The sequence below is a fragment of the Pseudonocardia aurantiaca genome (assembly GCF_039526725.1).
GTDB classification, from domain to species: domain Bacteria; phylum Actinomycetota; class Actinomycetes; order Mycobacteriales; family Pseudonocardiaceae; genus Pseudonocardia; species Pseudonocardia aurantiaca.
The window spans coordinates 604,583-629,139 of the sequence record NZ_BAAAJG010000003.1 but is presented as its reverse complement, the minus strand read 5'-3'; the positions used below and the strand labels follow the sequence as shown (position 1 = coordinate 629,139).

Annotated in this window: 29 protein-coding genes; 7 read left to right on the top strand and 22 right to left on the bottom strand. The window is 71.1% G+C overall.

The genetic code is table 11. The features are described from left to right. Entirely contained in the window at positions 1-861 is an 861-nt protein-coding gene (locus tag ABD143_RS07570) for a hypothetical protein (RefSeq protein ID WP_343973202.1), read from the bottom strand. Between the two features lie 162 nt (positions 862-1,023). On the opposite strand from ABD143_RS07570, the gene ABD143_RS07565 reads away from it, so the two are divergent. Both ABD143_RS07565 and ABD143_RS07560 read left to right on the top strand, forming a co-directional pair. Next, positions 1,024-1,890 carry an HhH-GPD family protein gene (locus tag ABD143_RS07565; protein WP_343973199.1) on the top strand — a complete coding sequence of 289 codons (867 nt, stop codon included), beginning with the start codon at positions 1,024-1,026 and terminating at the stop codon, positions 1,888-1,890. Between the two features lie 12 nt (positions 1,891-1,902). Next, complete coding sequence (locus ABD143_RS07560; protein WP_343973196.1) at positions 1,903-2,364, top strand: 2'-5' RNA ligase family protein; 462 nt, start codon at positions 1,903-1,905, stop codon at positions 2,362-2,364. On the opposite strand, the gene ABD143_RS07555 is transcribed toward ABD143_RS07560, so the two are convergent. From ABD143_RS07555 to ABD143_RS07540, 4 genes are read right to left on the bottom strand one after another with little or no spacing between them, the layout of a single operon-like run. Further along, positions 2,348-2,485: a hypothetical protein gene (locus tag ABD143_RS07555; RefSeq protein ID WP_343973193.1), complete on the bottom strand. Its 138-nt coding sequence runs from the start codon at positions 2,483-2,485 to the stop codon at positions 2,348-2,350. The genes ABD143_RS07560 and ABD143_RS07555 overlap by 17 nt on opposite strands. Before the next feature lie 25 nt (positions 2,486-2,510). Beyond that, positions 2,511-3,014 carry a peptide deformylase gene (locus ABD143_RS07550; protein ID WP_343973190.1) on the bottom strand — a complete coding sequence of 168 codons (504 nt, stop codon included), beginning with the start codon at positions 3,012-3,014 and terminating at the stop codon, positions 2,511-2,513. Beyond that, positions 3,011-3,574 (bottom strand): PadR family transcriptional regulator, encoded by a 564-nt coding sequence (locus tag ABD143_RS07545; protein WP_343973187.1) that lies wholly within the window; start codon positions 3,572-3,574, stop codon positions 3,011-3,013. The genes ABD143_RS07550 and ABD143_RS07545 overlap by 4 nt, the downstream gene beginning before the upstream one ends. A 13-nt stretch (positions 3,575-3,587) precedes the next feature. Then, on the bottom strand, positions 3,588-4,376 hold the full coding sequence (locus ABD143_RS07540) for an alpha/beta fold hydrolase (RefSeq protein WP_343973182.1): 789 nt from the start codon (positions 4,374-4,376) through the stop codon (positions 3,588-3,590). A gap of 267 nt (positions 4,377-4,643) precedes the next feature. Here ABD143_RS07540 and ABD143_RS07535 point away from each other — a divergent pair, with 267 nt between their 5' ends. Next, positions 4,644-4,955, top strand: coding sequence for an antibiotic biosynthesis monooxygenase family protein (locus ABD143_RS07535; RefSeq protein ID WP_343973179.1), 312 nt, complete (start codon positions 4,644-4,646; stop codon positions 4,953-4,955). Between the two features lie 77 nt (positions 4,956-5,032). Beyond that, positions 5,033-5,788 carry an SIR2 family NAD-dependent protein deacylase gene (locus tag ABD143_RS07530; RefSeq protein ID WP_343973176.1) on the top strand — a complete coding sequence of 252 codons (756 nt, stop codon included), beginning with the start codon at positions 5,033-5,035 and terminating at the stop codon, positions 5,786-5,788. Between the two features lie 619 nt (positions 5,789-6,407). Here ABD143_RS07530 and ABD143_RS07525 read toward each other — a convergent pair. The 3 genes from ABD143_RS07525 to ABD143_RS07515 are packed head-to-tail and all read right to left on the bottom strand — an operon-like array spanning position 6,408 to position 9,472. Further along, a complete protein-coding gene (locus tag ABD143_RS07525) occupies positions 6,408-7,541 on the bottom strand; it encodes an aKG-HExxH-type peptide beta-hydroxylase (protein ID WP_343973173.1) in 1,134 nt (377 codons plus the stop codon). Beyond that, complete coding sequence (locus tag ABD143_RS07520) at positions 7,525-8,628, bottom strand: hypothetical protein (protein ID WP_343973171.1); 1,104 nt, start codon at positions 8,626-8,628, stop codon at positions 7,525-7,527. The genes ABD143_RS07525 and ABD143_RS07520 overlap by 17 nt, the downstream gene beginning before the upstream one ends. A 58-nt stretch (positions 8,629-8,686) precedes the next feature. Continuing rightward, positions 8,687-9,472, bottom strand: coding sequence for a FadR/GntR family transcriptional regulator (locus ABD143_RS07515; protein WP_343973168.1), 786 nt, complete (start codon positions 9,470-9,472; stop codon positions 8,687-8,689). Between the two features lie 225 nt (positions 9,473-9,697). On the opposite strand from ABD143_RS07515, the gene ABD143_RS07510 reads away from it, so the two are divergent. Beyond that, positions 9,698-9,928, top strand: a complete 231-nt coding sequence (locus ABD143_RS07510; RefSeq protein ID WP_343973165.1) for a hypothetical protein — start codon at positions 9,698-9,700, stop codon at positions 9,926-9,928. 71 nt (positions 9,929-9,999) lie between these two features. Here ABD143_RS07510 and ABD143_RS07505 read toward each other — a convergent pair whose 3' ends face one another. Then, positions 10,000-10,899 carry an alpha/beta fold hydrolase gene (locus ABD143_RS07505; RefSeq protein WP_343973162.1) on the bottom strand — a complete coding sequence of 300 codons (900 nt, stop codon included), beginning with the start codon at positions 10,897-10,899 and terminating at the stop codon, positions 10,000-10,002. Positions 10,900-10,964: 65 nt separating this feature from the next. Between ABD143_RS07505 and ABD143_RS07500 the strand changes: the two genes are divergently transcribed. Next, a complete protein-coding gene (locus ABD143_RS07500; protein ID WP_343973159.1) occupies positions 10,965-11,663 on the top strand; it encodes a helix-turn-helix transcriptional regulator in 699 nt (232 codons plus the stop codon). A gap of 101 nt (positions 11,664-11,764) precedes the next feature. On the opposite strand, the gene ABD143_RS07495 is transcribed toward ABD143_RS07500, so the two are convergent. From ABD143_RS07495 to ABD143_RS07485, 3 genes are all read right to left on the bottom strand, one after another. Then, positions 11,765-14,311: an ATP-dependent Clp protease ATP-binding subunit gene (locus tag ABD143_RS07495; RefSeq protein ID WP_343973156.1), complete on the bottom strand. Its 2,547-nt coding sequence runs from the start codon at positions 14,309-14,311 to the stop codon at positions 11,765-11,767. Positions 14,312-14,480: 169 nt separating this feature from the next. Continuing rightward, positions 14,481-15,287 (bottom strand): siderophore-interacting protein, encoded by an 807-nt coding sequence (locus tag ABD143_RS07490; RefSeq protein ID WP_343973153.1) that lies wholly within the window; start codon positions 15,285-15,287, stop codon positions 14,481-14,483. An 85-nt stretch (positions 15,288-15,372) separates the two neighbouring features. Continuing rightward, on the bottom strand, positions 15,373-15,714 hold the full coding sequence (locus ABD143_RS07485) for a histone-like nucleoid-structuring protein Lsr2 (RefSeq protein ID WP_343973150.1): 342 nt from the start codon (positions 15,712-15,714) through the stop codon (positions 15,373-15,375). 677 nt (positions 15,715-16,391) lie between these two features. Between ABD143_RS07485 and ABD143_RS07480 the strand changes: the two genes are divergently transcribed. Next, positions 16,392-17,138 carry a class I SAM-dependent methyltransferase gene (locus ABD143_RS07480; RefSeq protein ID WP_343973147.1) on the top strand — a complete coding sequence of 249 codons (747 nt, stop codon included), beginning with the start codon at positions 16,392-16,394 and terminating at the stop codon, positions 17,136-17,138. Here the strand turns inward: ABD143_RS07480 and ABD143_RS07475 are convergent. The 10 genes from ABD143_RS07475 to folE all read right to left on the bottom strand — a co-directional run bounded on the left by ABD143_RS07475 (position 17,054) and on the right by folE (position 24,555). Further along, positions 17,054-17,905 carry a type III pantothenate kinase gene (locus tag ABD143_RS07475; protein ID WP_343973144.1) on the bottom strand — a complete coding sequence of 284 codons (852 nt, stop codon included), beginning with the start codon at positions 17,903-17,905 and terminating at the stop codon, positions 17,054-17,056. The genes ABD143_RS07480 and ABD143_RS07475 overlap by 85 nt on opposite strands. Positions 17,906-17,914: 9 nt before the next feature. Continuing rightward, on the bottom strand, positions 17,915-18,346 hold the full coding sequence (gene panD, locus ABD143_RS07470; RefSeq protein WP_343973141.1) for an aspartate 1-decarboxylase: 432 nt from the start codon (positions 18,344-18,346) through the stop codon (positions 17,915-17,917). A 10-nt stretch (positions 18,347-18,356) separates the two neighbouring features. Continuing rightward, complete coding sequence (panC, locus tag ABD143_RS07465; RefSeq protein ID WP_343973138.1) at positions 18,357-19,262, bottom strand: pantoate--beta-alanine ligase; 906 nt, start codon at positions 19,260-19,262, stop codon at positions 18,357-18,359. Then, entirely contained in the window at positions 19,259-20,149 is an 891-nt protein-coding gene (locus tag ABD143_RS07460) for a Rossmann-like and DUF2520 domain-containing protein (RefSeq protein ID WP_343973135.1), read from the bottom strand. Before ABD143_RS07460 ends, panC begins: the two co-directional genes overlap by 4 nt. Positions 20,150-20,291: 142 nt before the next feature. Then, on the bottom strand, positions 20,292-21,611 hold the full coding sequence (locus tag ABD143_RS07455) for a PrsW family intramembrane metalloprotease (RefSeq protein WP_343973132.1): 1,320 nt from the start codon (positions 21,609-21,611) through the stop codon (positions 20,292-20,294). Positions 21,612-21,739: 128 nt separating this feature from the next. Beyond that, positions 21,740-22,210: a DUF3180 domain-containing protein gene (locus ABD143_RS07450; RefSeq protein WP_343973129.1), complete on the bottom strand. Its 471-nt coding sequence runs from the start codon at positions 22,208-22,210 to the stop codon at positions 21,740-21,742. Further along, positions 22,207-22,728 carry a 2-amino-4-hydroxy-6-hydroxymethyldihydropteridine diphosphokinase gene (gene folK, locus ABD143_RS07445; protein WP_343973126.1) on the bottom strand — a complete coding sequence of 174 codons (522 nt, stop codon included), beginning with the start codon at positions 22,726-22,728 and terminating at the stop codon, positions 22,207-22,209. The genes ABD143_RS07450 and folK overlap by 4 nt, the downstream gene beginning before the upstream one ends. Next, the gene (folB, locus tag ABD143_RS07440; protein ID WP_343973123.1) at positions 22,725-23,117 is read right to left on the bottom strand and encodes a dihydroneopterin aldolase; all 393 of its coding nucleotides are present in this window, start codon (positions 23,115-23,117) and stop codon (positions 22,725-22,727) included. Before folB ends, folK begins: the two co-directional genes overlap by 4 nt. Further along, the gene (folP, locus tag ABD143_RS07435) at positions 23,114-23,947 is read right to left on the bottom strand and encodes a dihydropteroate synthase (RefSeq protein ID WP_343973121.1); all 834 of its coding nucleotides are present in this window, start codon (positions 23,945-23,947) and stop codon (positions 23,114-23,116) included. Before folP ends, folB begins: the two co-directional genes overlap by 4 nt. Before the next feature lie 44 nt (positions 23,948-23,991). Continuing rightward, positions 23,992-24,555, bottom strand: coding sequence for a GTP cyclohydrolase I FolE (gene folE, locus ABD143_RS07430; protein WP_343973118.1), 564 nt, complete (start codon positions 24,553-24,555; stop codon positions 23,992-23,994). Positions 24,556-24,557: the final 2 nt, after the last annotated feature.

The window sequence follows — 24,557 nt, the reverse complement described above, 5'->3', positions numbered from 1 at the left end:
CTAGGACGGAAGGCGCTGGAACGGCGTCGGTGCGCTGACCACGTCGTCCACCCGCGTCATCACCTGGTAGGAGCCGGCCGGAACAACCGTACGGTCGACCGGGCAGCCGGGCGCCGATGTGCGGCCGGCCCAGCGCACCGAGTAGACGACGGGCTGGCCCGGCACCAGCGTCCGGAGCGCCGGGCCCGCGGCCGTCGAGCAGTCGTTGCTGGACCACAGCCGTTGCACGAGGTCGGCGCTCCACACGACGACCTCCTGCCGGGCGGCGTCGAGGTCCCGCACACACGGCTGGTCGCTGATATTCGTCACGACGAGCCGCAGCAGCGCACGCTCGCCGACGCGGTGCTCGGGGCGCTCGACCTCGGCAGCTACCCCCAGCATCGGGTTCGTGCACGGCACCGGTCCGGTGGAGGGCACCTGTGCCGGCGTCGGGGCCGGAGCAGACGGGCGCGGGCTCTCGTCGGGGAGCAGTTGCTCCGCGGTGGCGTCCGGCGCTTCCGAGATAGGCGGGACCTCGGGAGAGGCTGCGAGCGCGGTGGAGGGCGCGACCTGAGGAGGGATCGGTACGCCAGGAGGGGCGAGCAGTTCGAAGACCGGTTGGAGAGGCGGCGGGCCAGGCTCCGTCACCCCCGGCTGCGAGGGCGTGGGCGATGCTGCGGCCGGGGGCGACGAAGCCTGCTGGGGAGCGGACAGGGCGGCGTGGCTGGCCGGGCGGACGCTCGAGCTCTCGTCCCCGGAGCGTGCGAACGCCCCAGCGACGGACCACACGAGCATCACGAGGACCGTGGCGGTGGACGCGATGGCGACCCAGCGCCGTCTCCAGTAGACCGACGCGGGCAGCGGACCCACCGGCTCCCACACGCAACGCACGGTATCCGAGCGACTACCACAAGTTGCGTAAGGGGTTGCGCATCGGCGCGTCGCGGCACGCGGGATGCACCCTGCCGGAGGTCCCCCGGAAGATCGTCACCAGGACCGGCCCGGCCGGGCCTGCCAGCGCGGACACTGGCACCATCGGCGTTCGTGTCCCTGGCCGCACTGGTGCTCGATTGGTTCCCCGCCAACGCCCGCGACCTCCCTTGGCGCCGCTCGGAGACCACGCCGTGGGGCGTGCTCGTCAGCGAGTTCATGCTCCAGCAGACGCCCGTGGCGCGCGTCGAGCCGGTCTGGACGGCGTGGATGGCGCAGTGGCCCACCCCGTCCGCACTCGCGGCGGCTCCGCGGGCCGACGTGCTCAGGGCGTGGGGCAAGCTCGGCTACCCGCGCCGGGCTCTGCGGCTACACGAAGCCGCGGGGGTGATCGCGGTCAAGCACGGTGACGTTGTCCCCGCAGACCTGGACGCGCTCGAAGCCCTGCCCGGCGTCGGTTCGTACACCGCACGTGCGGTGGCCGCGTTCGGCTACGGGCGGCGCTGCCCGGTGGTCGACACGAACGTCCGGCGGGTGGTGGCGAGGGCCGTGCACGGCCACGGCGACGCCGGTCCCGCGCGCACCGCCGCGGACCTGGCCGACGTCGACGCGCTCCTGCCTCCCGGCGACCGCCCGGCCGCCGTGGTGTCGGCGGGGCTGATGGAGCTGGGCGCCGTGATCTGCACGGCGAGGGCGCCGCGCTGCGGGATCTGCCCCGTGCACGCGGAGTGCGCGTGGCAGGCGGCCGGACGGCCGGACTACACGGGCCCGCGCAAACCGGTGCAGGGCTTCGCGGGCACCGACCGGCAGGTCCGAGGACGGCTCCTCGACGTGCTTCGCGGCGCGGACGGCCCCGTCGAGCGCGCGGCCCTTGACGCCGTGTGGTCCGACGGCGCCCAGCGCGACCGCTGCCTCGACTCCCTCCTTGTCGACGGGCTCGCCGAGCAGCTCGACGACGGCCGCTTCGCGCTGCCCGCCTGAACGGGGACGACCGTGCCGCAGACCGTCCGGTTCCGGCTCGACGAGACCGCCTGCACCGAGCTGGCAGCTCTCCGCGTGCGCCTGGCCGACCGTGGGATCCCGGTGCCGTCCGGGCCGCCGTCAGTGACCGTGGCCGGGGCGGCCGCGATCCCGCATGCCGCCCGCGAGGCGATGTACGCGGAGCTGCGGCTGCTCGCGCTGCCGTCGGTCTGGCTCGCCACCCTCGGCACGGTCGCGGGCCGGCCGGACGAGCTCGTGCTGGCCGCCGTCGTCGACGCCGAACTGCTGGCCGTGCACGCCGCGGTGCACGACGCGCTAGCCGGGCGGGTGCGCTCCCCGATGGCCGCCTACCTACCGGGCACGTGGCTCCCGCACTGCGTGCTCGCCACCGAGCGGCCCGCGGATGCGTTCGCGCTACTGCACCCGGTCACGCCGGTGCGCGCTCGCGTAGTCGAGGTCACGGTGGACGGCTAGGACACGCGCGCCGCGACGTCAGCACCCCGACGGCCACGACCACCGTGGCGATGGCGGCCGCCATGGCCAGGTCGAAGCGCAGGGTGGTGAAGACCGCCTCGGGCACAAGGTAGTTCGCCACGACCGTCAGGAAGCCGAGACGATGCTCAAACCCGATCGCGTATCCCGCTGGGTGCGTTGCGCAACATGCGAAGGGCCGCGCGGCGCCGCTCCCCGGTGAGGGCGTCGATGTACAGCTCGCCGCGCAGGTGGTCGGTCTCGTGCTGCAGGCAGCGGGCCAGCTCACCCGTCCCCTCCACGGCGACCGGCCTGCCGTCGACGTCCACGCCCTCGACGCGCGCGAAGCGCGCCCGCAGCCGCGGCGCGTGCACACCCGGCACGGACAGGCACGCCTCCTCCCCGTCGTACTGGCCGTCGGTCGCGACGAGCCGCGGGTTGACCACGTACCCGACCTGGCCGTCGACCGCATAGGAGAACGCCGCGAGCGAGACCCCGATCTGGTTCGCCGCCAGGCCCGCCCTCCCCGGCAGCTCGACGGTGTCGAGCAGGTCAGTGACCAGGGCGGACAGCGCGGCGTCGAAGCTCGTGACGGGCACACACGGCGTGCGCAGCACGGGGTCGCCGATGAACCGCAGCGGCCGGACGGTCATGCCCGTGGCCTCTCGGCCGTGACGGCGGTGAGCTTGCCGAGCTGATCGAGCACCAGCGCGTGCCACTCCAGCTCGGCGCGCAGCCGCAGCCGGGCGTGCTCCAGGACGAGATCGTCGGCGACGGTCTGGTCCGGCCAGGCACGCTCACGCAGATGCTCGAGGCGGGAGAGGCGCGCGGTCAGCGCCTGCACGCGGTCGTCGAGGTGGCCGCGCAACGTGTCCTCGTCGACGTCCGTGGCGGTCGCGAGCACGAGGTCGACCGGATCCGGCGGGAAGCGGACCTCCTCGAGCGCCTCGGCCTGCAGCACGTGCAGCTCGCGACGGCCCTCCTCGGTGATCTCGTAGACCGTCCGGGCCGGGAGGTTGCCCTCCTGCTCGGTGCGCAGCGCCCGCACCAGGCCCTCACCCTCCAGCCGGTGCAACGCCCCGTACAGGGAGCCAGGGCGGACGTCCGACCACAGCTCGGCCCGATCCACCCGGGCGTCGCGGCGGATCTGGTGCCCGTACATCGCCCCGCGCTTCGCGAGGGCGCTCAGGACGAACAGGCGAGTGGGATTCACACCGGCAGAGTACTCACATGTGAGTACTCAAGAACGCTTCGATGGCGGCCCGGTAGGCCTCCGGAGCTCCGGCGTGCACGAGGTGGCCCGTCCCCCGGACGAGCACGTGCGTGGCGGCGGGCATCCGTGCTGCCATCAGATCCATCTGCCCGGCAGGCGCGACGCTCTCCTCCGCCTCCACCAACAGCGTCGGACACTGGATGGCCGCCACCGCGTCCCACTGGTCGCGGGCGGCCCACTCCGCCGCGATCTCGGTCGTGTGCTCTACCGCCGCCAGCAGGTGGTAGCCGTCGGCACGCTCCTCGACGCACTCGGCCATGTACTCGCCGAACTCCGCGCGCGGCCACCCGAACGCCTGTCGGACCGCCGCAAGCGAGGGGAACGGCTGCGGCATCGCACCGAACCAGGCCCGCACCGCCTCGGCGTCGCGGCCACGGAAGTCCACGCCCATGTCCTCCACGACGAGCGCACGGACCAGATCGGGACGCCGCGCCGCGGCGACGAGCCCGTGCAGCCCGCCCATCGAGTGCCCGACCACCACGGCAGGGCCCACCTCGGCAAGCAATTCTGTGACATCCGCCGCCATCCGGTCGGTACCCCAGGGGCCCCTGGCCGCCGACCGACCGTGGCCGCGGGCGTCGAGACCGAGGACGCGGCCGAATGCCGTCAGCTTCTCCGCCACGGCCCACCACGTCGTCGCGCGCCCCATGAGCCCGTGCAACAACAGGATCGGGTCGCCGGCCCCGCCGAACTCCACGATCGCGAGGTCGACCCCGTCGGACGTCCGCACCAGGCGCCGCACGGCGAAAGGCTACTGGCGGAACCCGACGGGCGGCTCGCCGGCGATGGGCCCAGGAGGGTCCTGAACAACTCCGGCCGTGGCGAGCGGCGTCCAGGTGGTGGCAGCGCAAGGCGCAGGAGAGGCCCGATACCGCTGTTGTATCGGGCCCGACGACAATGTATCGGGCCCGACGACAACGCAGCGATGGCGCCGGCTGGACGCCCGCGCAGTAGGCCCGAGTTGTTCAGGGCGCTCCTCTAGGCCTCCGGGCAGGGTTAACCTGGAGTCATGGCCGTCGTGAAGATCAATGCCATCGAGGTTCCCAAGGGCGCAGGCCCCGAGCTGGAGACGCGGTTCGCCAACCGTCTGCACGCCGTGGACGGCCAGCCGGGGTTCCTGTCGTTCGAGCTGCTGCGCCCCGTCTCCGGAGACGACCGATACTTCGTGGTGACGCACTGGGAGGACGAGGCGTCGTTCCAGGCGTGGCGCAACGGGCCGGCGATGGAGGCCCACTCCGGCGAGCGCGCCCGTCCGGTGGCGTCGGGCTCGTCGCTGCTGGAGTTCGAGGTCGTGCAGCGCTCCACCGCATCCAACTCCTGAGCACCGCGACAGAGCTGGACCGCGCAGCGGAACTGCTGCGCTGCGCCGACGCCTTGCTGGTGTGTGCAGGGGCGGGGATGGGCGTCGACTCGGGGCTGCCCGACTTCCGCGGGCCGGAGGGCTTCTGGCGCGCCTACCCGCCGTACCGGGCACTCGGGCTGCGGTTCGAGGAGATCGCCGACCCGGTGCACTTCGCCGCCGACCCGGCCCTGGCCTGGGGCTTCTACGGCCACCGGCTGGACCTATACCGCCGCACCGTTCCGCACAAGGGCTTCGAGGTACTGCGGGCATGGAGTGAGCGCGTGCCAATGCGGGTCTTCACGTCGAACGTGGACGGCCAGTTCCAGAGGGCAGGGTTCACCGACGATCAGGTCGCGGAGTGCCACGGCTCGATTCACTTCTTGCAATGCATCGTCGACTGCGGCCAGCCCGTGTGGCCGGCGAACGGCGTGACGGTGGAGGTCGACGAGGCGTCGATGCGGGCCAGGTCGCCACTCCCCACTTGCCCGGAGTGCGGAGCGCTCGCCCGGCCCAACATCCTGATGTTCGGCGACGCCGAGTGGATCCCTGACCGCACGGCTGACCAGCTCCGCACCCACAAGACCTGGATTCGAGAACTGCGGGCCTCAGGGGCGGCGCTCGCGGTGGTGGAGCTGGGCGCAGGCACCGCGCTTCCAACGGTGCGGCGTGAGGCGGAGTTGGCATCGGCCGCGTCGGGGGCACTCGTCCGGATCAACGTCCGGGAGCCGGAGGTGCGGCACGGGCGTGGAGTGGGGATTGCGGCTCCGGCGGCGTCGGTTCTCACGACGCTAGGCGGACTCCTGACGGCTTAGCGTGCCTCAGAAACTTGCTCAGCTTGCTGGTCGGGGCTCTCCCCACCAGCTGGCTTGACGAATGTAGTGCCCCCATCGGTCGGGCGCTCGGCTACGAACCACCTAACGGCCGAAAAGGTCACCCCGGCGTTCTGCTCTGCTCGGTCTGGGGACATCGCGCTGCGCGCACCTCCGCGTGACGGCATAGGCCGAACACTAGCGACAGGTCCGCGGCCACGCATGGTAGAAGGCCCGGGCAGCGATGACCGCCCGGGCCTCGACACTGCGACGGTCAGCTGGTGTGCTCGTCCGTTGCAGCCGACTCGCTGTCGCCCCCGGGTGCTGGGGGCTTCACGAAGACCGTGCCGGTGTCAGTAGGACGCTCCACAACAAACCAGTTGTTCCGATGCGCTGGCGCCAGCGGCGCCTTGTCTTGATCGGCGTCCGACGCCATAGCGAGATGCCCTCTCGATAGATCGCGAGCGACGGGTCGCCGCTCGAACTGGCTATTGTGCCCGTACCCCCGCAGATACGGGCTCAGCCGATCCGGTCGCCCAACGGAGCAGGGTTACACCCGATCGAGGGATGCTGAATGGGGCAACACCGCACCCCTGACCGCATGGCCCGCTGAGGCTACCGTTCATCGCGGCCGAGACCCTAGTCGCGGGTCCACCCAGTAGAGCACCGGAGGCGCGCCCCGTTTGACGACGAGGGTTCGACGACCCGCCGGGTAGACGAGGATGCTCCCGTCGTCCACAGCGCCGGACACCTCGGCTGCAGCCTCGTCAACCGGGGATGGGTCATCAGGAGGAGCGCCTTCAAGCGCGGCGATGAGCGCGTGCGCATCCTGTCCCAAGAAGGATCCCTGGCGCCGAAGGTACCGGCCGATTTCCGCTGCCCGACTGGCGGCCTTCGGCAACAGCGAACCGTCGTCCAATGGGAGTTCATCCGGCACACCGTGGAGACACCCGTAGAATGCCGCAAGGCAATGATAGGCGTGCCATGCAGCGACAGATTGTTCGAGAGGCCATTCGGGAGCGCCGGGCGGCGCCCATGGCGGAGCGAACCGCGGCGCCTGTGGCGACAGGGGGCCGAGCATTGCGCGGGTCATGCCAAAATCGAAGAACTTCTGGTGGGCACCTTCGTGAAACAACGCTTCAGCAACCTCGAGGGCGCTCCTTGGCTTCGGGATCAGAATCAGCCCGGGGTACTCGCGGGCCGAAGCAGATCCGAGGCGAGCAGACTCCTCTGTGACGACCACAGCGAACAGGCTTACGTGCGGCAGGAGGTCCATGGCGAGCTCGGGCGCAACCCGTACCGCCAGCAGCACGCCGTCCACCAGACGATCCCACGCCTCGTCGATGGCTCCACCCTGCTCCACCGTTAGAAGCGCAAGCCCTCCGCTCTCGTCACCATGACGCGTTAGCTCGCCGGCGATCCTCTGCAGGGCGCCGGCAAGCGCCGATGGTGCGACAGGAGCGGAGGCGAGTCGGACCGGCCATCCGCCCACCTCAGTGCCAAAGCCCGGAGCCACAAGGTCGGTCAGCTGCTGCCGTGCGCTCGCCGTATAGCGCGAGCGGCCGCTCAGCACAGCGCCGAGGTGCCCGCGGACAGCCGGGTTGTCCAGAGTGTCTTGCTCGACGTCTACCTGGACTTCGGTCCCCGTGCACAGGCTCACCGCGGCCGCATACAAGGTGCGCCGCTGGTGCAGGATCTCTTCCGGGTCGCCGAGTTGGGCGTGAGCCTTACTGAGTTCTTCAGGGGTGACTCGCATGATCCGGCCCCAATCCGTCAACGGGCCGCCAGAGTAGCGTCACCGCGTGACCGGGAAGCATCCACGCGTCCACACTGATCTCTATCTGGTCCGAGACCTCCACCCATTGCATTCGGATCGGCACCCGGAGCTTGTGGATCGTCGATCCCAGCATGGTGTACACGAGTTTTTGCCCGTCGAGCGCGAGTTCCCGCACGTCGAAGGTCACGTTGCGGACGTAGCAGGGGTGCGGGGGCGTCCAGTTGAGGTATCCGTGATTGCGATTGTTATTGATAGTGCGCACTGCGAGACTTTCGACCGAACCCACGACGTGATCGGGATCCGCCAGATCGTACAAATCAAACTCCACGATTCGCAGATTCTGCCGATCGACGTCCTCCGGTAGGCGGATGTAGCGGTCGTATTGCCGTAGAGCCACCTCTTCGCCCAGCAACGGACGAGGTGGTATCCGGTGTAGATCCCCCAGCTCGTCCGTGTAGCTGATTCCCACCTCGAGCGTTGCCCGCAGATTGGGAACGAAATCCTCGAGATCATCGTCGTCAAGCAGCCACAGTTCGAACAGCGGATATGTGCGCTCGCTCGCCACAAGATTGGCGATCCTCGGCTCCGAAGTCGCAAAGAGCACGAGCTTGTGGTTGTCGCGTATGCCCGAGAAATCGTGCATCCACGTCTGCTCCATGCCGTACATCCGCTCGTCCACGGCCCAGAGTCGGAAGTAGGCGGCTGTTCCGCGGCTAATAGCTGTGTCCCGGCCGGCGGGATCGCGGCCCGCCCCACCGAGCACACCTGTGACCACCTCCTGGTGCCCCACCGCGTCTCCGTACACCCAGGGCAATAGCGCTTCGAGCACCGAACGTGGGGGCATCGCCCGGATCAACGCCGGCCCGGCCAGTTCGACGAGTCGGCGGGTCGCCCACGGCCGCACCCGCTGCCAGAGGACCAGGCAGCCGAGCGCGATCAGCAGCAGCGGCCCGGTCCACTGGGCGAGCACGTACACCGCACGCAGCCACGGCGAAGCCTGGTCAGGCCCCAGCACGGCAGAGATCACGAGCAGGACGGCAGCAGCCACCCCCAGGACGACCGCCATGCACCCACCCATCGCCGAGTTCCCCCGGCAATATCATCCGGCCCGAACGGGTGATGCGCTACCCAGCGGAGTCGCGCAGTTGCCATTCAGGTTCGGCGTCAGGGGCGCTCTGGGTGGTGTCGAGGGGCTCGTCGACGATGTCGGGCAGCCCGTCGTACAGCCGCTGCAGGTGGCTGTTCATCGCCGCACGCGCGCCGCCAGGGTCGCCATTGCGCAGGTAGCGGACGACCTTGCCGTGCTCACGGGCGGACCGCAGCGCCACCCCGGGCACGGCGAAGCTCTGGTGGCGCCACTCGCTCAGCTCACCGACGATCCGCGTGTAGGTCTCGATCAAAAGATCGTTGCGGCTCGCCCGGACGATCGCGCCGTGGAAGGCCTCGTCCGTGCGCAGGAGCTCGTCGGGGTCGTCGCCTGCCTCCTGGTGCTGCTGGTTGAGCTTCCAGATGTCCTCGATCTCGCCCTCGTCGGCCCGCACGGCAGCCAGGCTGGCAGCGAGGCCTTCCAAGCCGATGCGCAGCTCGAACAGGTCGCTGATGCGGTAGGTCCGGCCGTCGAGCAGTGAGGGCGGGTGCTGCGCGTCCGGTGGGGGAACCCGCCGGACGTACCAGCCGAGGCCACGCTTGACCTCCAGCACCCGCTGGGCCTCCAGGCGCTGCAGCGCCGTGCGGACCGAGCTCCGTGCGACCCGCATGTTCCGGGCGAGCTCCGACTCGTTGGCGAGCCTGCCACCCGGCTTGTACACGCCGGCGTCGATCAGCTCCCGGATCTTGTCGGCGATGACTTCGGGCAACGGACGACCGGCATCGAGCTTCAGCTCGAAATGACGTGTCCTCTCGGTGTCCATGTCTCCCTCTCGTCCGGCAGCCTCTGGCGACCGCGCAGTACCAGCGTCCCGACCCCTCCATGTCAGCGGGCCGGGCAGGGAGGCTTCGTCAAAGCTACCCCCAACCTAGACGTCTGTCCACCTCCGTTACGACGTCCGTTGTCGGACTACTGATACCAGTTGACAGACGTCTGGCGTCTGCCCACCATGGTGTTACCGCTCGGCCACGACCGGAAGGGGCCCACCATGTCGCCGTCGCCAACGTTCATAGCGATCGCCTTCCTCGCCGCCGTCCTGCTCGTCAACTGGCGCCTGGTGCTGCTGGTTCTCTCCGCCTGCCTCGTCGCAATGATCCTGATGGGACTGGGCGTCGGAGGCGGCGCAGCGGCGGCGAGTGGGACGCCACAGACCCCGGCCACGGCTCCGGCCGAGCCGGGTCCGGCACCCATCGACGAAGCCACACCAGGGCAGAGGTGATCACGAAGAAGGCGGAAGGGCCGGACGCAGGTCAGCGTCCGGCCCTTCCGCCTGCGGTCGGACCGAGGTGGTCAGACGTCCGTCGAACTCACGTGCGACAGCACCCGGTCCCAGAGCGGGACGACGACGAGGTGTCCGACCTCCGGCACGACCTCGAGCCGCGCGTGCGGCAGCGCGCGCTGCCACCACTCCCCGTGCGCAGGTCCGATCTCGTCGGCCGCCCCGTAGCCGAGGAGTACCTCCGTCCCGACCTCGCCCGGCTCGAAGCCCCACGGCCGCAGCGTGTAACCGGCGATGTCGGCCGCGATGCCCGCCGCACCCTTCGCAAAGGCCTCGTCGAGCATCACGCGGAGACGGTCGGCCACACCCGGCTCGCCGAGCAGCCCGGCGTCGGCCTCGCCGACCCCCATGAGTCCGAACCTCGCCTCCCCCGTCAGTGTGTCGAGCAGCGGGCCGAAGGCCTGGGTGAGGGCCGCGTGCGCGACGGACGCGGCTGCCCCGCGGAGCGCCTCGATTCCGGCCTTGTTGTCCTCCGGGATCCAGGGCACCTCCTCGTCGGGCGCAGGTGTGGCGACGACGGCGACGCGGCCGACGAGGTCCGGCCGCCGCTGCGCGAGCGCGAGAGCCACCCGCCCACCTGCGGACCAGCCGACGACACCCGCCTTCGTGCCGGGCATCAGCACCGTCTCCAGAGCGGCCGCAGCGTCGTCGGCCGCCAGCACGACCGTGGCGAACTCGTTGTCGTCCGCCGCGTCCGAGCCGCCGTAACCGGCCCGGTCCACCGCGATCAACCGGATGCCCCTGGCCGCTGTCACAGCAGGATCTGGGTCGAAGGCGCCCGACCCGGGCGCCACGTGGCAGAGGAGCACGACGGGCGCGTCTGCCGGGGCGTCCGGCGTGAGGTCGTGCACCTCCACCTGGCGCCCGCCGGGCCGGCTGAGGAACTGGGAGACGCTCGTCGTCATCGTCATGTCACGAGTTTCTCCGGGCATCGGTGACACCGGGATGTCACCGTTTTCCGGCATTCTCTACAGACATGAACCGCACCGAGCGGCTGTACGCGATCGCGGAGGAACTGCGCGCCGCCGGGGCCTCGGGACGCACCGGGACGTGGCTCGCGCGGCGCCTCGAGGTGTCCACCCGCACCATCAAGCGCGACATCGAAGCGCTGCTGCAGGCTGGTCTCCCGCTGTGGGCCCAGGCGGGGCCGGGGGGCGGATATGTGCTCGACGCCTCAGGGACGCTCCCGCCGCTCAACGTGACCGGGGCCGAGGCGACGGCCATCGCGGTGGCGCTGGCCGCGCTGCCCGAGCTCCCGTTCGCCGTCGACGGGCGCAGCGCGTTGTCCAAGGTGCTCGCCGCCATGCCCGACGCCGAACGCCAGCGTGCCGATGACATCGCGGGGCGGCTCTGGCTCCGCGCACCGGAGCAGCCCCCACGGCCTGCCGTCGCCCGTGTGCTCGACGAGGCCGTCCGGCGCCGCCAGGTGATCGTGATCAGCCACGAGGACGCGAACGGTGCCGGTACCGAGCGGGCCGTCGAGCCGGTGGGGCTGGCCGCCACGAACGGGCATTGGTACCTGATGGCCTGGTGCCGGCTCCGGGACGGGCCGCGCTGGTTCCGGACCGATCGGATCACGGCCGCACACCTCACCGCAGAGGCTGCACCCGAGCACGACGCGGCCACCATGTTCGGGGTGCCGCCGCCGGACGCCCGGCCACTCCGGCTGCGCTGACCCGCGCTCGCAGGACCGGCGAACGACGAACGGCCCGCCCGATCCAGTGGATCGAGCGGGCCGTTCGGGCCGTTCGGGCGATTCGGGCCGTTGGGTCTAGCTCACTCCTCGCCGGAGTTGGCCATGTCGACCGGCGGGGCGTCAGGGACCGTGACCGGCTTCGGCTCACCGCGGAAGGTGAACTTGGCCTTGTCGTCGGCCGCCCGGGAGCCCTCGGGAGCGTCCGGGTCGACACCCTCGACGTCGACGACGACGATCTGCCCGGCCTCCACCTCGCCGAAGAGGATCTTCTCCGACAGCTGGTCCTCGATCTCGCGCTGGATGGTGCGACGCAGCGGCCGCGCCCCCAGCACCGGGTCGAACCCGCGGCGGGCCAGCAGGCCCTTCGCGGCCGGCGTGAGCTCGATGGCCATGTCCTTGTTGGCCAGCTGCGCCTCCACCCGCGTGATCATGAGGTCGACCATCGTGATGATCTGTTCCTCGGTGAGCTGGTGGAAGACGATGATGTCGTCGATGCGGTTGAGGAACTCCGGCCTGAAGTGCTTCTTCAGCTCGTCGTTGACCTTGTTCTTCATCCGCTCGTAGTTCGACGTCTCGTCGTTGCCCTGGGCGAACCCGAGGCCGACCGCCTTCGAGATGTCCTGCGTGCCGAGGTTCGAGGTGAAGATGATGACGGTGTTCTTGAAGTCCACCGTCCGGCCCTGACCGTCGGTCAGTCGGCCGTCCTCCAGCACCTGCAGGAGGGTGTTGTAGACCTCCTGGTGCGCCTTCTCGATCTCGTCGAACAGAACCACCGAGAACGGCTTGCGGCGCACCTTCTCGGTGAGCTGGCCGCCCTCCTCGTAGCCCACGTACCCCGGAGGGGCACCGAAGAGCCGCGATGCGGTGTAGCGGTCGTGGAACTCGCCCATGTCGATCTGGATGAGGGCGTCGTCCTCGCCGAACAGGAAGTTCGCCAGCGCCTTGGAGAGCTCGGTCTTACCGACACCGGAGGGGCCGGCGAAGATGAACGAGCCGGACGGGCGCTTCGGGTCCTTCAGGCCGGCCCGCGTGCGGCGAATCGCCTGCGACACCGACTTGACGGCCTCTTCCTGGCCGATGATCCGCTTGTGCAGCTCCTCCTCCATGCGGAGCAGACGCGTGGTCTCCTCCTCGGTGAGCTTGAACACCGGGATACCGGTCCAGTTGGCGAGCACCTCGGCGATCTGCTCGTCGTCGACCTCTGCGACGACGTCCAGGTCACCGGACTTCCACTGCTTCTCCCGCTCGCCCTTCTGCGCGAGCAGCTGCTTCTCGGAGTCACGCAGGTGCGCGGCCCGCTCGAAGTCCTGCGCGTCGATCGCCGACTCCTTGTCGCGGCGGACGGCCGCGATCTTCTCGTCGAACTCGCGCAGATCCGGCGGCGCGGTCATCCGGCGGATACGCATCCGGGCACCGGCCTCGTCGATCAGGTCGATCGCCTTGTCCGGAAGGAAACGGTCCGAGATGTACCGGTCGGCCAGGGTGGCCGCGGCGACCAGCGCCGGGTCGGTGATCGTGACCCGGTGGTGCGCCTCGTACCGGTCGCGCAGCCCCTTGAGGATCTCGATCGTGTGGCCGACGCTCGGTTCGCCCACCTGGATCGGCTGGAAGCGGCGCTCCAGCGCGGGGTCCTTCTCGACGTACTTGCGGTACTCGTCGAGCGTGGTGGCACCGATCGTCTGCAGCTCGCCGCGGGCCAGCATCGGCTTGAGGATGCTCGCGGCGTCGATCGCGCCCTCGGCGGCACCGGCACCCACGAGGGTGTGGAGCTCGTCGATGAACAGGATGATGTCGCCGCGCGTGCGGATCTCCTTGAGCACCTTCTTGAGGCGCTCCTCGAAGTCACCGCGGTAGCGGGAGCCGGCGACCAGCGAGCCCAGGTCGAGCGTGTAGAGCTGCTTGTCCTTGAGCGTCTCGGGCACCTCGCCCTTGACGATGCCCTGGGCCAGCCCCTCGACGACGGCGGTCTTGCCGACGCCGGGCTCGCCGATCAGGACCGGGTTGTTCTTGGTCCTCCGGGAGAGGACCTGCATGACCCGCTCGATCTCCTTGCCCCGGCCGATGACCGGGTCCAGCTTGCCCTCGCGGGCCGACTGGGTGAGGTTGCGACCGAACTGGTCGAGAACGAGCGACGACGACGGAGTGCCCTCGCCACGGCCGCCCGATGCGCCCTCTGCGGGCTCCTTGCCCTGGTAGCCGGAGAGCAGCTGAAGGACCTGCTGGCGGACGCGGTTGAGGTCCGCACCCAGCTTCACCAGGACCTGGGCGGCAACGCCCTCGCCCTCACGGATCAGGCCGAGCAGGATGTGCTCGGTGCCGATGTAGTTGTGGCCGAGCTGGAGCGCCTCACGAAGGGACAGCTCCAGGACCTTCTTGGCCCGCGGCGTGAACGGGATGTGCCCGCTCGGTGCCTGCTGGCCCTGGCCGATGATCTCCTCGACCTGCTGGCGGACGCCCTCCAGCGCGATTCCGAGGGACTCCAGGGCCTTGGCGGCCACTCCCTCGCCCTCGTGGATGAGGCCAAGGAGGATGTGCTCGGTGCCGATGTAGTTGTGGTTGAGCATCCTGGCTTCTTCCTGCGCCAGAACGACAACCCTTCTCGCTCGGTCGGTGAACCTCTCGAACATTCGTTCTCCTAGCCTGCTGCGCCATGCACCGGCACGCGCCGCGCCGGGTACACCCCTCACCACTGTATCGGCTGGGACACACCAGCCGCCGGGGTTACATGTAGTTGAAACAACGCGGCAACCCTGGACCGGATTCCCGGCGAGCCGGACAAAAGGATGGATCCGCAGGTCAGTCCCCCGCCGCGGCCGCCGTGCGCTCCGCTGCCTTGTCCGCGCGCCAGCCGTCCTCGTCCCGTCCGCGACGCCAGTAACCCGACACCGAGAGATCCTCCCGGGCCACCCCACGCTCGTTGACGAGGTGTCTGCGCACGTCACGCACGAAGCCGGCCTCACCGTGGACGAACGCGCCGACCCGCCCGGGCGGGAACTCCAGCGCCCGCACGGCGGCGACGAGCTGGTCAGGTACCGCAGGGTCGCGGTGTAGCCACGTTACGTGCAGGTCACCGGGGGTCGTCAGGTGCTGCTGCTCGGCCGCGCCCGCCACCTCGAGCACAGCGACCACGGGCACACCGGCCGGGACGCGCTCGCAGGCGGCACCGATCGCGGGCAGCGCGCTCTCGTCGCCGACCATCAGGTGCCAGTCGGCTTCAGGGTCGGGCGCGTACGCCCCGCCTGGGCCGAGGAGTCGCAGCACGTCACCCGGGCGGGCCGCCGCGGCCCACGGGCCTGCGATGCCCTCGTCGCCGTGGTGCACGAAGTCGATCGTCAGCTCGCCCGCCGCCGAGTCGTACGCCCGCACCGTGTACGTCCGCGTCGACGGCCACTGCTCGCGCGGGAGCTGCGCTCGGATGGCGTCCATGTCGAATGGCTCGGGGTAGACGACACCTGGCCGCGGGAAGACGATCTTGACGTACCTGTCCGAGTGGGGAGTGTCGGGGAATGCCGCGATGTCGGGGCCGCCCGCCACGACTCGGATCATGTGCGGGGTGAGCCGCTCGGTGCGGCGGACCTCGAGGCTGGTCGTTCTGCGTGCCACGCGACCTCCTGGAGTTGGTGAGGTCACCCTAACCGCGCGAACGGGGCCCGCGCACCCCATCGGGGTCGAGGAAGCGGGCCGCCGCTCAGTTCTCCTGGTGGTACGCGTCGAGGACCTCGGCCGGAATCCGCCCGCGGTCGGAGACCTTCATGCCGCGCTTGCGGGCCCAGTCGCGAATCGCCTGGTTCTGCTCCCGGTCGATCGACGGGCGCCGAGCTGGGGCATTGCCGGCCGAACCGCCACGGCGCCTGCCACCCGAACGCCGGGCCGCAGCCACATAGGACGCAAGCACGTCGCGCAGCTTCCCCGCATTGCCCTTCGAGAGGTCGATCTCATAGTTCTTGCCGTCGATACCGAACTCGACCGTCTCGTCGGCGGTGTCTCCGTCCAGGTCGTCGATCAGCCGGATCTCACGGATCTGCGCCACCGCCGCAACCCTCCACGCTTCGTTCCAGTTCTTCCGCGGCCGCGCCGCGCATGCGGAACAATAGAGCTATTACCGGCGGTCGTCGAGTCACCCCGCCGGTTACCACTCCCGTTACCCAGAACGGGCGGACGCATACCCAAGGCTCGGCCGAATCAGGGCACCGGACGCACGGCCACCTGTATTCGCGACGCCCGATCGGTCAGCGCCGACCCGGGGGCGGCGGGCGGTCCGACGTGCGCCTGGTCAGGGCCCGAACAGGCAACAACGATGGCGGCCCGCGGTCGCGAGTAGCGAACCAGGCCAGATCGTCAGGCCTCTGTGCATCGGACGGCAGGCGGCAGACCGACGCACACAGCACCAACTCAGGACCATCTCAAGCGATCGTCCGGATCTGCGGGGAAGCGTGGGCAGTTCGGCGTTCCGAGTGTGGGCATCGCCTCCCGTACGACACTTCCACGGCCCCGACCGACGGCCCCGAGGACCGTCGCCGGGCAACGATCGAGAACTGTTGAGAGCCGGCCGAGGGCCGGTCGCGTTCCGCTTCTTCCGTTTGATCCGGGTCGCGCTTCCGATACCACTGCGTCGCCGAAGCCGGATGCGGAGGAGGCCACACGACCGAACGGCGCAAACCGTTGGCGGGGTGCCGTACGGTGGGTTGTCGTGAGCGTGATCGGATCATGACCGAGTCCAGAGCACGTTCCTTCGGCGCCGCGGCCGCCGCATACGCCCGGCACCGCCCCGGATACCCCGACGCGGCGGTCCTGTGGGCGCTCGAACCGGTGTCCGACCGTCCTTACCCGCAACTGCTGGATCTCGCAGCCGGCACCGGAAAGCTCACCGGCTCTCTCCTGCCGCACGGTTCCGTCACCGCAGTCGAACCAGATCCGGCGATGCTGGCGGAGTTGCGCAGGCACTTCCCCGCCATCACCGCAGCGGAGGGCACCGCGGAGGAGATCCCGCTGCCCGACAACTCGGTCGACGCGGTGCTGGTCGGACAGGCGTGGCACTGGTTCGACCCGGACCGGGCACTTCCCGAGATCGCCAGGGTGCTGCGCCCGGGCGGGGTGCTGGCGGCGCTGTGGAACGGCGACGACGCCCGGGTCGACTGGGTGCGCGGCTACCACGAAGCCGGGCGGTGGGACGCGACCGTGGTGCGAGCGCCGGACGAGATCCCCGAGCTGCCGGCCCACCCGCTGTTCACCACCCCGAGCGTGTACGCAGAGTTCGGCAACCCGGTGCGCACCACTGTCGACGGCCTCGCTGCCACCCTGCGCACGCACTCGTGGGCGCTCACGGCCGACCCTGCCGATCGGGAAGCCGCGATCGACCGGCTGCGTGCCTACCTGGCCGAACGCCCGGAGACCTCGGCGGGGACGTTCGAGCTGCCGCTCGTCACCGACGTCGTCCGCGCGTTGCGCAAGTAGGTCAGCCGCAGCCCGAGCAGCGTCAGGTCCGGCACGAACTCGGCGATCGTCTCCGACTCGCCCATCATCAGCGGCGCCAGCCCGCCGGTGCCGAGCACTGTCACGGGGCCCGCCTTCGGGCCCAACTCGGCGACGATCCGCCGCACCAAGCCGTCCACCTGGCCAGCGAAGCCGTAGAGCACACCGGACTGCAGGCATTCCACGGTGTTCTTGCCGATCACCGACCGTGGGGCCACCAGCTCGACGGTGCGCAATGCGGCGGCCCGTGTGGCGAGCGCCTCCAGCGAGATCTCGATGCCGGGCGCGAGCGCGCCACCGAGGAACTCACCCTTCGCGGATACCACGTCGATGTTCGTGGACGTGCCGAAGTCCACCACCACACACGTCGTGCCGAACAGCCGGTGAGCGGCGAGGGTGTTCATGACCCGGTCGGCGCCGACTTCACGTGGGTTGTCCACCAGCAACGGCACACCCGTGCGCACCCCCGGGCCGACGACGACTGCAGGGTCGCCCCTGCGGTCGATGAGCAGCCGCAGCTCCCGCAACAGCGTCGGCACGGTCGAGAGCGCCGCGACACCGGTGATCCGGGGGGCGTAGGGGCCCAGCATCGCTGCGAAGGCCACCTCCAGCTCGTCGGCCGTCATGCGCGGGTCGGTGCGCATCCGCCAGTCCCGCACCAGCGGCGGGTCGGCCTCGGTGTCGTCGGGCGCGTCGGCGTAGAGCCCCAGCGCGATCTGGGTGTTCCCGACGTCGACGCAGAGCAGCACGGGACGGCCCTACGCCACGCCGTGGACGGGGCCGGAGACGGTGCCCGAGACCAGACCGGACCCCGCTGGGGCGTGAGTGGGATCTGCACCCAGCTCCGCGATCCGGTTCGCGGCGTCGACGAAAACGACACGCGGGGCGTAGGACGCCAGCTCGGCCTCGTCGAGCTGCGCGTAGGAGATGAGGATGACCAGGTCGCCCGGGTGCACGAGGTGCGCGGCGGCGCCGTTGATGCCAAGCACTCCGCTGCCCCGCTCGCCGGCGATCACATAGGTCTCCAGGCGCGCCCCGTTGGTGACGTCGACGATCGTCACCTGCTCGCCCTCGAGCAGATCGGCGGCCTCCATGAGGTCGCGGTCGACCGTGACAGAGCCGACGTAGTGCAGGTCTGCCTGCGTCACCGTCGCCCGGTGGATCTTCGACTTCATCATCGTGCGCAGCACAGGGACCCCCTCACAGCTGGACCGGGACGTTGTCGATGAGCCGGGTGCCTCCGAGGCGGGCCGCGACGAGCAGCCGGGCACGCCCTTGCTGCGGCTCGGGCCCGAGATCCGGGTCGGTGAGCTCCAGGTACTCGACCTGCAGCGCCGGCTCCGTGGCGAGCGCCTCCCGCGCCGCGTCGAGCACCGCCTGGGGGCCCCGCGCGGACACCGCCGCTCCTGCGGCCAGCGCGCGCTGCAGGGTGGCCGCACGCGGGCGGTCCTCCGGGGACAGGTAGACGTTGCGGCTGGAGAGCGCCAGCCCGTCGGGCTCCCGCACGGTCGGCACGCCGACGACCGAGACGGGGAAGTCCAGGTCCCTGACCATCTTCTTGACGAGGATCAGCTGCTGGTAGTCCTTCTCGCCGAAGAACGCGAAGTCCGGCGCGACGATGTGGAAGAGCTTCGTGACGACGGTGAGCACGCCCGCGAAGTGCCCGGGCCGGACCGCACCCTCCAGCCGGTCGCCGAGCGCCCCGGGTGTGACGGTGGTATCGGCCCCGTCGGGGTACATGTCGCCCACCCCGGGCAGGAACACCAGCTCCACGCGCTCCTCACGACACGCCTCGAGGTCGGCCTCCAGCGGGCGGGGGTAGCGGGCGAGGTCCTCACCGGCACCGAACTGGAGCGGGTTAACGAAGATCGACACCACCGGGACGACCGCGCCGGGCGCACGCCGGGCGTGCCGGATCAGCTCGCGATGGCCCTCGTGCAGCGCGCCCATCGTCGGGACGAGCGCGATCTTGCGCCCGGCGCTGCGCAGCGCCCGCGTCACCGGTGCGATCTCGGCCGGGGAGCGGTGCACCGTGAGGGACCCGGCGGCGTACCCGCCGTCGGTCCGCGCACCTCCGCGGAGGGACGTGGCTGTCGAGCGGGTCATGGCTTCTCCTGCAGGGTCGTGAGCACCTCGTCGGCCGCGTGCCCGGGGAGCAGGCCCGCGGCGGACGCGCGGTGCGCGGTGCGGGTGGCGAGCGCCCGGTAGGTGTCGGCTAGATCGGGATCGACGGCGCTCAGCTCGCGCAGGTGCGTGCGGAGGGTCTCGACGTCGCCGCGCGCGACGGGTCCGGTGAGCGCCCGGTCGCCGTGGCGCAGCGCGTTGTCCAGCGCCGCCGACAGCAGCGGCGCGACGAGCCGCTCGGCCGACGCGACCCCCGCCCCCTCCAGCGTCTCGACGCAGTCGCGCACCAGCGTGACGAGGTGGTTGGCCCCATGGGCGAGCGCCGCGTGGTAGAGCGGGCGCACCTCTTCCGGCACTCGTACCGGCTCGGCGGTCATCTCGACGACGAGCGCCTCGCCGACGCTCCAGGCGGCCTCGTCGCCCGCTGCCGCCGTCACCCCGACGCTGCACCCCGCCAGCCGGGCCACGTCCTCGGTGCGGCCGGTGAACGTCATGACCGGGTGCAGGGCCAGCGGCAGCACGCCGTGTGCGCTCGCAGGGTCGAGCACGGAGACGCCGTGCGCGCCGGACGTGTGCACCACGATCTGGCCGGGCCGGAAACTGCCCGCTGCGGCTAGCCCACGCACCAGGCCGGGCAGCACGTCGTCGGGAACCGCGAGGAGTGCGAGGTCGGCCTTCGCCACGACGTCGTCGGGGGGTTCGAGGGGGACGCCCGGCAGCAATGCGGCCGCGCGCCGCACCGAGTCCCGGGACACCCCGGAGATGGCCACAACATGGTGGCCCGCCGCGGCCCAGGCCGCGCCGACCACGGCACCGACCCGTCCGGCGGAGACGACCCCGACCTCGAGCCGAGCCGGTCTGTCACCCATGACCTTTACTCCTAGCTCGTTCCAGTCCTGGCGTGCGGGTACCGGACGATGAGCCGCCGGCACTGGCGGCGTCTGCACAGGGTAGATCCGGCCTGGGGGAGCAACGAGGCCCCGTGACGCGCTTCACCGGGGCGCGCTTCACCTACGGGACGCGGCGTGGAGGCCAGCTCTGGGGCGGGGCGCCCGGCTCGTAGCCGGGGTAGTGGCCACGGGCCGGGTAGGGGCCACCGGGCGGCGGTCCGGGCGGGGGCGGCGTCCAGCCCTGTGGACCGTGCCGCCGGATGGCCACAGTGAGCGCCTCCGGGTGGCCTACCGCCCTGGCCCTCGCCTTGATGACCGCGTCGAGCGCCTGGTCGTGCCAGAGCTTGCCCGAGTCCCCGACGGCGCCGCGCGCCATCCGGGAGCGCAGGAACGCGAGGTCGGTGATCGCGGACTGGTAGTCGGCCACTGCCTTGGCGACCTGCTTGCCCGAGCGTCGCCGCACGGCCGCGCGCCATCCGCGCCGCCCCGCGAGGCTGGAGAGCAACGGCACCTCGCTCGGCGCGATCCAGCCCGCCCTCGCGAACCCGGGGAGCTGCGCGATGACCGTGCGCTGCTCGCGCCGGCGCTGCCACACCACAATCACGATCAACGCCACGAACAGCGGGACCATGACGAAGCCGTAGACCAGCAGGAACCCGCCGCCGCCGAGCACCGTGGCCGAGGTGTTCCACAGGGCGTGGAGCACGACAGCGAGCGCGTAGCCGAGTGCCACCGCCACGACCCGGCCCGCCACCGACCGGCTGCGGGTCGCGATGCCGGCTCCGATCCCGATCATCGCGGTGAAGAGCGGGTGCGCGAACGGGGAGAGCACTCCACGCAGCACCAGGATCGCGAACACCCCGCCCGCCTGGCCGACCACGGCGTCCTCCACGAACGCACGCCCGAAGTACAGGATGTTCTCCGTGAACGCGAAGCCCGCTGCGACGAGCCCGGCATAGACGACCCCGTCGACCACCCCGTCGAACTCGCGGCGCCGGAACACCAGCATGCCGACCAGGAACAGCCCCTTGACGGCCTCCTCGACCACCGGCGCGACCGCGATGGCGCCCACGACGTCGCCGCTGCCGCGGCCCAGCACCTGGTCGGCCATCAGAGCCGCGCTGGAGTTGATGAGCAGTGCCGAGAGCGCCGCGAAGCACGCACCCCACAGGAACGCCACGAGGAGCGTGCGTGGCGGCTCCGGCTCCCAGCGGTCGATCCACAGGAACGTCGCAACGACCGGACCGACCGGCAGGAGCGCGCAAAGCGCCCCGATGAGCGCGCCGCCGACACCGACGCTGCTGCCGACGATCCCGATCACCAGGAGCCCGCAGACACCGAGCGCGATCAGCCCGACGACGGGGGCGAGCACACCGCGGCGCTGTCTGCCCTGCGTGGGCAGCGGCACGATGCGGGTCGCCTGCGTCATGGGGCCGCTCATGGGTCGGAAGCCTAAGGCGTGCCGGGCGGATCTTGGTCGAACGGACGCTGATGCAGGTAGATCTTGGGCGCGCTGCCGGACGAGGTCCGCCGGACACCTCATCCGACGGGTGCCCCCTGGCGCGGCTGTTATTCGCCGGTCTGCCGGTCCGGTTCGTCACCGGGTTCGTCGGGAGCGCGGCAGCAGTGCTCCAGCCACAGCGCACCGGCGACAAGCGCGAGCGCGCACAGCAGGCCGACACCGGCGGAGAGCGAGTCGCTCGCGGCCGCCGTCACCTGGCTCGCCCGCGGCAGCACGTGCGCGAGCAGCCCGCCCCACACCCCGGCCATGATCGCGCCGGCAAGCGCGGACGCCTTCGCCACCAGCACAGCCCGCGCGGCCACGAGTGGTTGCACCGGACGGGTGCCGGGGCGGTGCCGGATGCGGGCGCGCAGCATGGTGCCCGCGATGGCCTCCGCCGCTCCGAGCACACCCAGGGTGGCCCCGGAGAGCAACGGGAACGCGGGCATCGAGCTGTAGACCAGCCGCATCAACAGCGCGACGAGCACGGCCGTCACGAGCGCGACGGCGAACAGGTCGCGGGGCCGGGTTGGCTTCATGGTTGCCGTGTCCTGACCAGCACGAGATCGCGGCGGCGCCGCATGCCGGCCTCCGCGTCCGGGCCGAGCGCCGCAAGCACCTCGGCCACCGGGCCTCGGCCGGGCAGCACGGCGTCGGGGTCGACGTCGAGCCACGGTCGCAGGACCGTGGCCCGTTCGGGCGTGCCGGGATGCGGGAGCAGCAACTCGGGATCCGCGCTCGTCACCGGGCCGTCCGGCCCGTCGACGGTGACCACGTCGACGTCCAGCGTGCGTGGGCCCCAGCGCACCTCGCGGACCCGTCCCGACGCGTTCTCGAGCGCCTGACCGCGGCGCAGCCAGTCCCACGGACCCGCCGCGGGGTCGTCGACGACCAGCACGGCGTTGAGGAAGTCGTCCTGCTCCACACCGCCCCACGGGGCCGTCTCGTACACCGGCGACACAGCCACCACCGCACCGGCGAACCCGTCCACGGCGGAGCGCAGGTGTGCGAACCGGTCGCCCAGGTTCGAGCCGAGGGAGAGGACCGCGCGACTCAAGCCGGGATCACCCGGCCCCGGCCCGGAGTGTTGCGGGACCGCGTGGCGACGACCGCGACGTCGGCGAACTCGAGCGGGATCGGCGCCTGCGGCTTGTGCAGCACCACCTCGACGGCCTGCACGCGCGCGTCGCCCATCACGTCGTCCGCGACCCGGCCTGCGACGGCTTCGATGAGGTCGTACGGCTCACCGCCGACGATGCCTGCCACCCGCTGGGCGAGCGCCCCGTAGTCGATGGTGTCGGCGAGGTCGTCGGACGCGGCGGCCGGGGCCAGGTCCAGCCATACCGTCACGTCGACGACGAAGTCCTGCCCGTCCCGACGCTCGTGCTCGTAGACACCGTGGTTGCCGCGGACCTTCAGCCCGCGCAGCTCGATGCGATCCGTCATCGTCGTTGCCCCCGGCCTTGCGTATGAGCGAGGGAGCCGTTCTGCTGCCACGCGGCAGCCACGCGCACCGCGTCGACCGTGGTGGGGACGTCGTGCACCCGCACCCCCCATGCCCCGGCGTACGCGGCCAGCGCGCTCACGGCCGCGGTGGCGACATCCCGGCCGGGCATCGAGCGCGGCACGCCGTCGGCGTCGGCGAGCAGGTCACCCAGGAAGCGCTTGCGGGACGCGCCGACCAGCACCGGGAACCCCAGATCGATCAAGGCGTCGAGCCTGCGCAGCAGGGCCCAGTTGTGCGCTCCCGTCTTGGCGAACCCGAGCCCGGGGTCGAGCACGAGCGCAGCCGGTTCCACACCCGCGAGAACCGCGGCGTCGACTCGGGCGACGAGTTCGGCACGCACCTCGGCGACGACGTCGTCGTACTCGGCCAGCGCGGTCATCCGATCGCTGTGGCCGCGCCAGTGCATGAGGACCCACGGCACCTTCGCCGATGCCACGGTGCTGGCCATGGCCGGGTCGGCGAGCCCTCCGGACACGTCGTTGACGACCACCGCACCTGCCTCCACTGCGGCCGCCGCCACCGCCGCGCGGGTGGTGTCGATGCTGACCGGTACCCCCTCGGCCACGAGCTCGCGGATGACGGGCAGCACCCGCGCCTTCTCCACGTCGGCCTCGACGCGGCCCGCTCCCGGCCGGGTGGACTCGCCCCCGACGTCGACGAGGTCGGCGCCCGCGTCGCGCATGCCGATGCCATGGGCGACGGCGTGGTCGCGGTCGAGCCAGCGGCCGCCGTCGGAGAACGAGTCCGGTGTGACGTTGAGGACCCCCATCACAACAGCCCGCCCAGGGCACGGAAGCCCGGGAGCCACGTCCCTCACCCGCTCCTGATCAGCGACAACGCCTCCGCGCGGGAGGTCGATGAGGTCTGGAACATCCCCCGCACCGCGGAGGTGGTGGTACGTGTGCCGGGCTTGCGGACCCCACGCATCCCCATGCAGAGGTGCTCGGCGTCGATCACGACGATGACGCCGCGGGGATCGAGCTTGCGCACCACCGCGTCGGCCACCTGAGCCGTGAGCCGCTCCTGCACCTGGGGGCGGCGGGCGTACAGGTCGACCAGCCGCGCGATCTTGGACAGGCCGGTGACACGCCCGTCGGTGTTGGGGATGTAGCCGACGTGCGCCATCCCGTGGAAGGGCACCAAGTGGTGCTCGCAGGTCGAGAACATCGGGATGTCCTTGACCAGGATCAGCTCCTGGTGGTGCTCGTCGAACGTCCTCTCGAGCACCTCGTCCGGCTCGGTGTACAGCCCGGCGAAGATCTCCTCGTAGGCGCGGGCGACCCGGGCCGGCGTATCACGCAAACCCTCCCGGTCCGGGTCCTCCCCTATCGCGATCAGCAGCTCCCGCACAGCCGCCTCCGCGCGGGCGCGGTCCATGG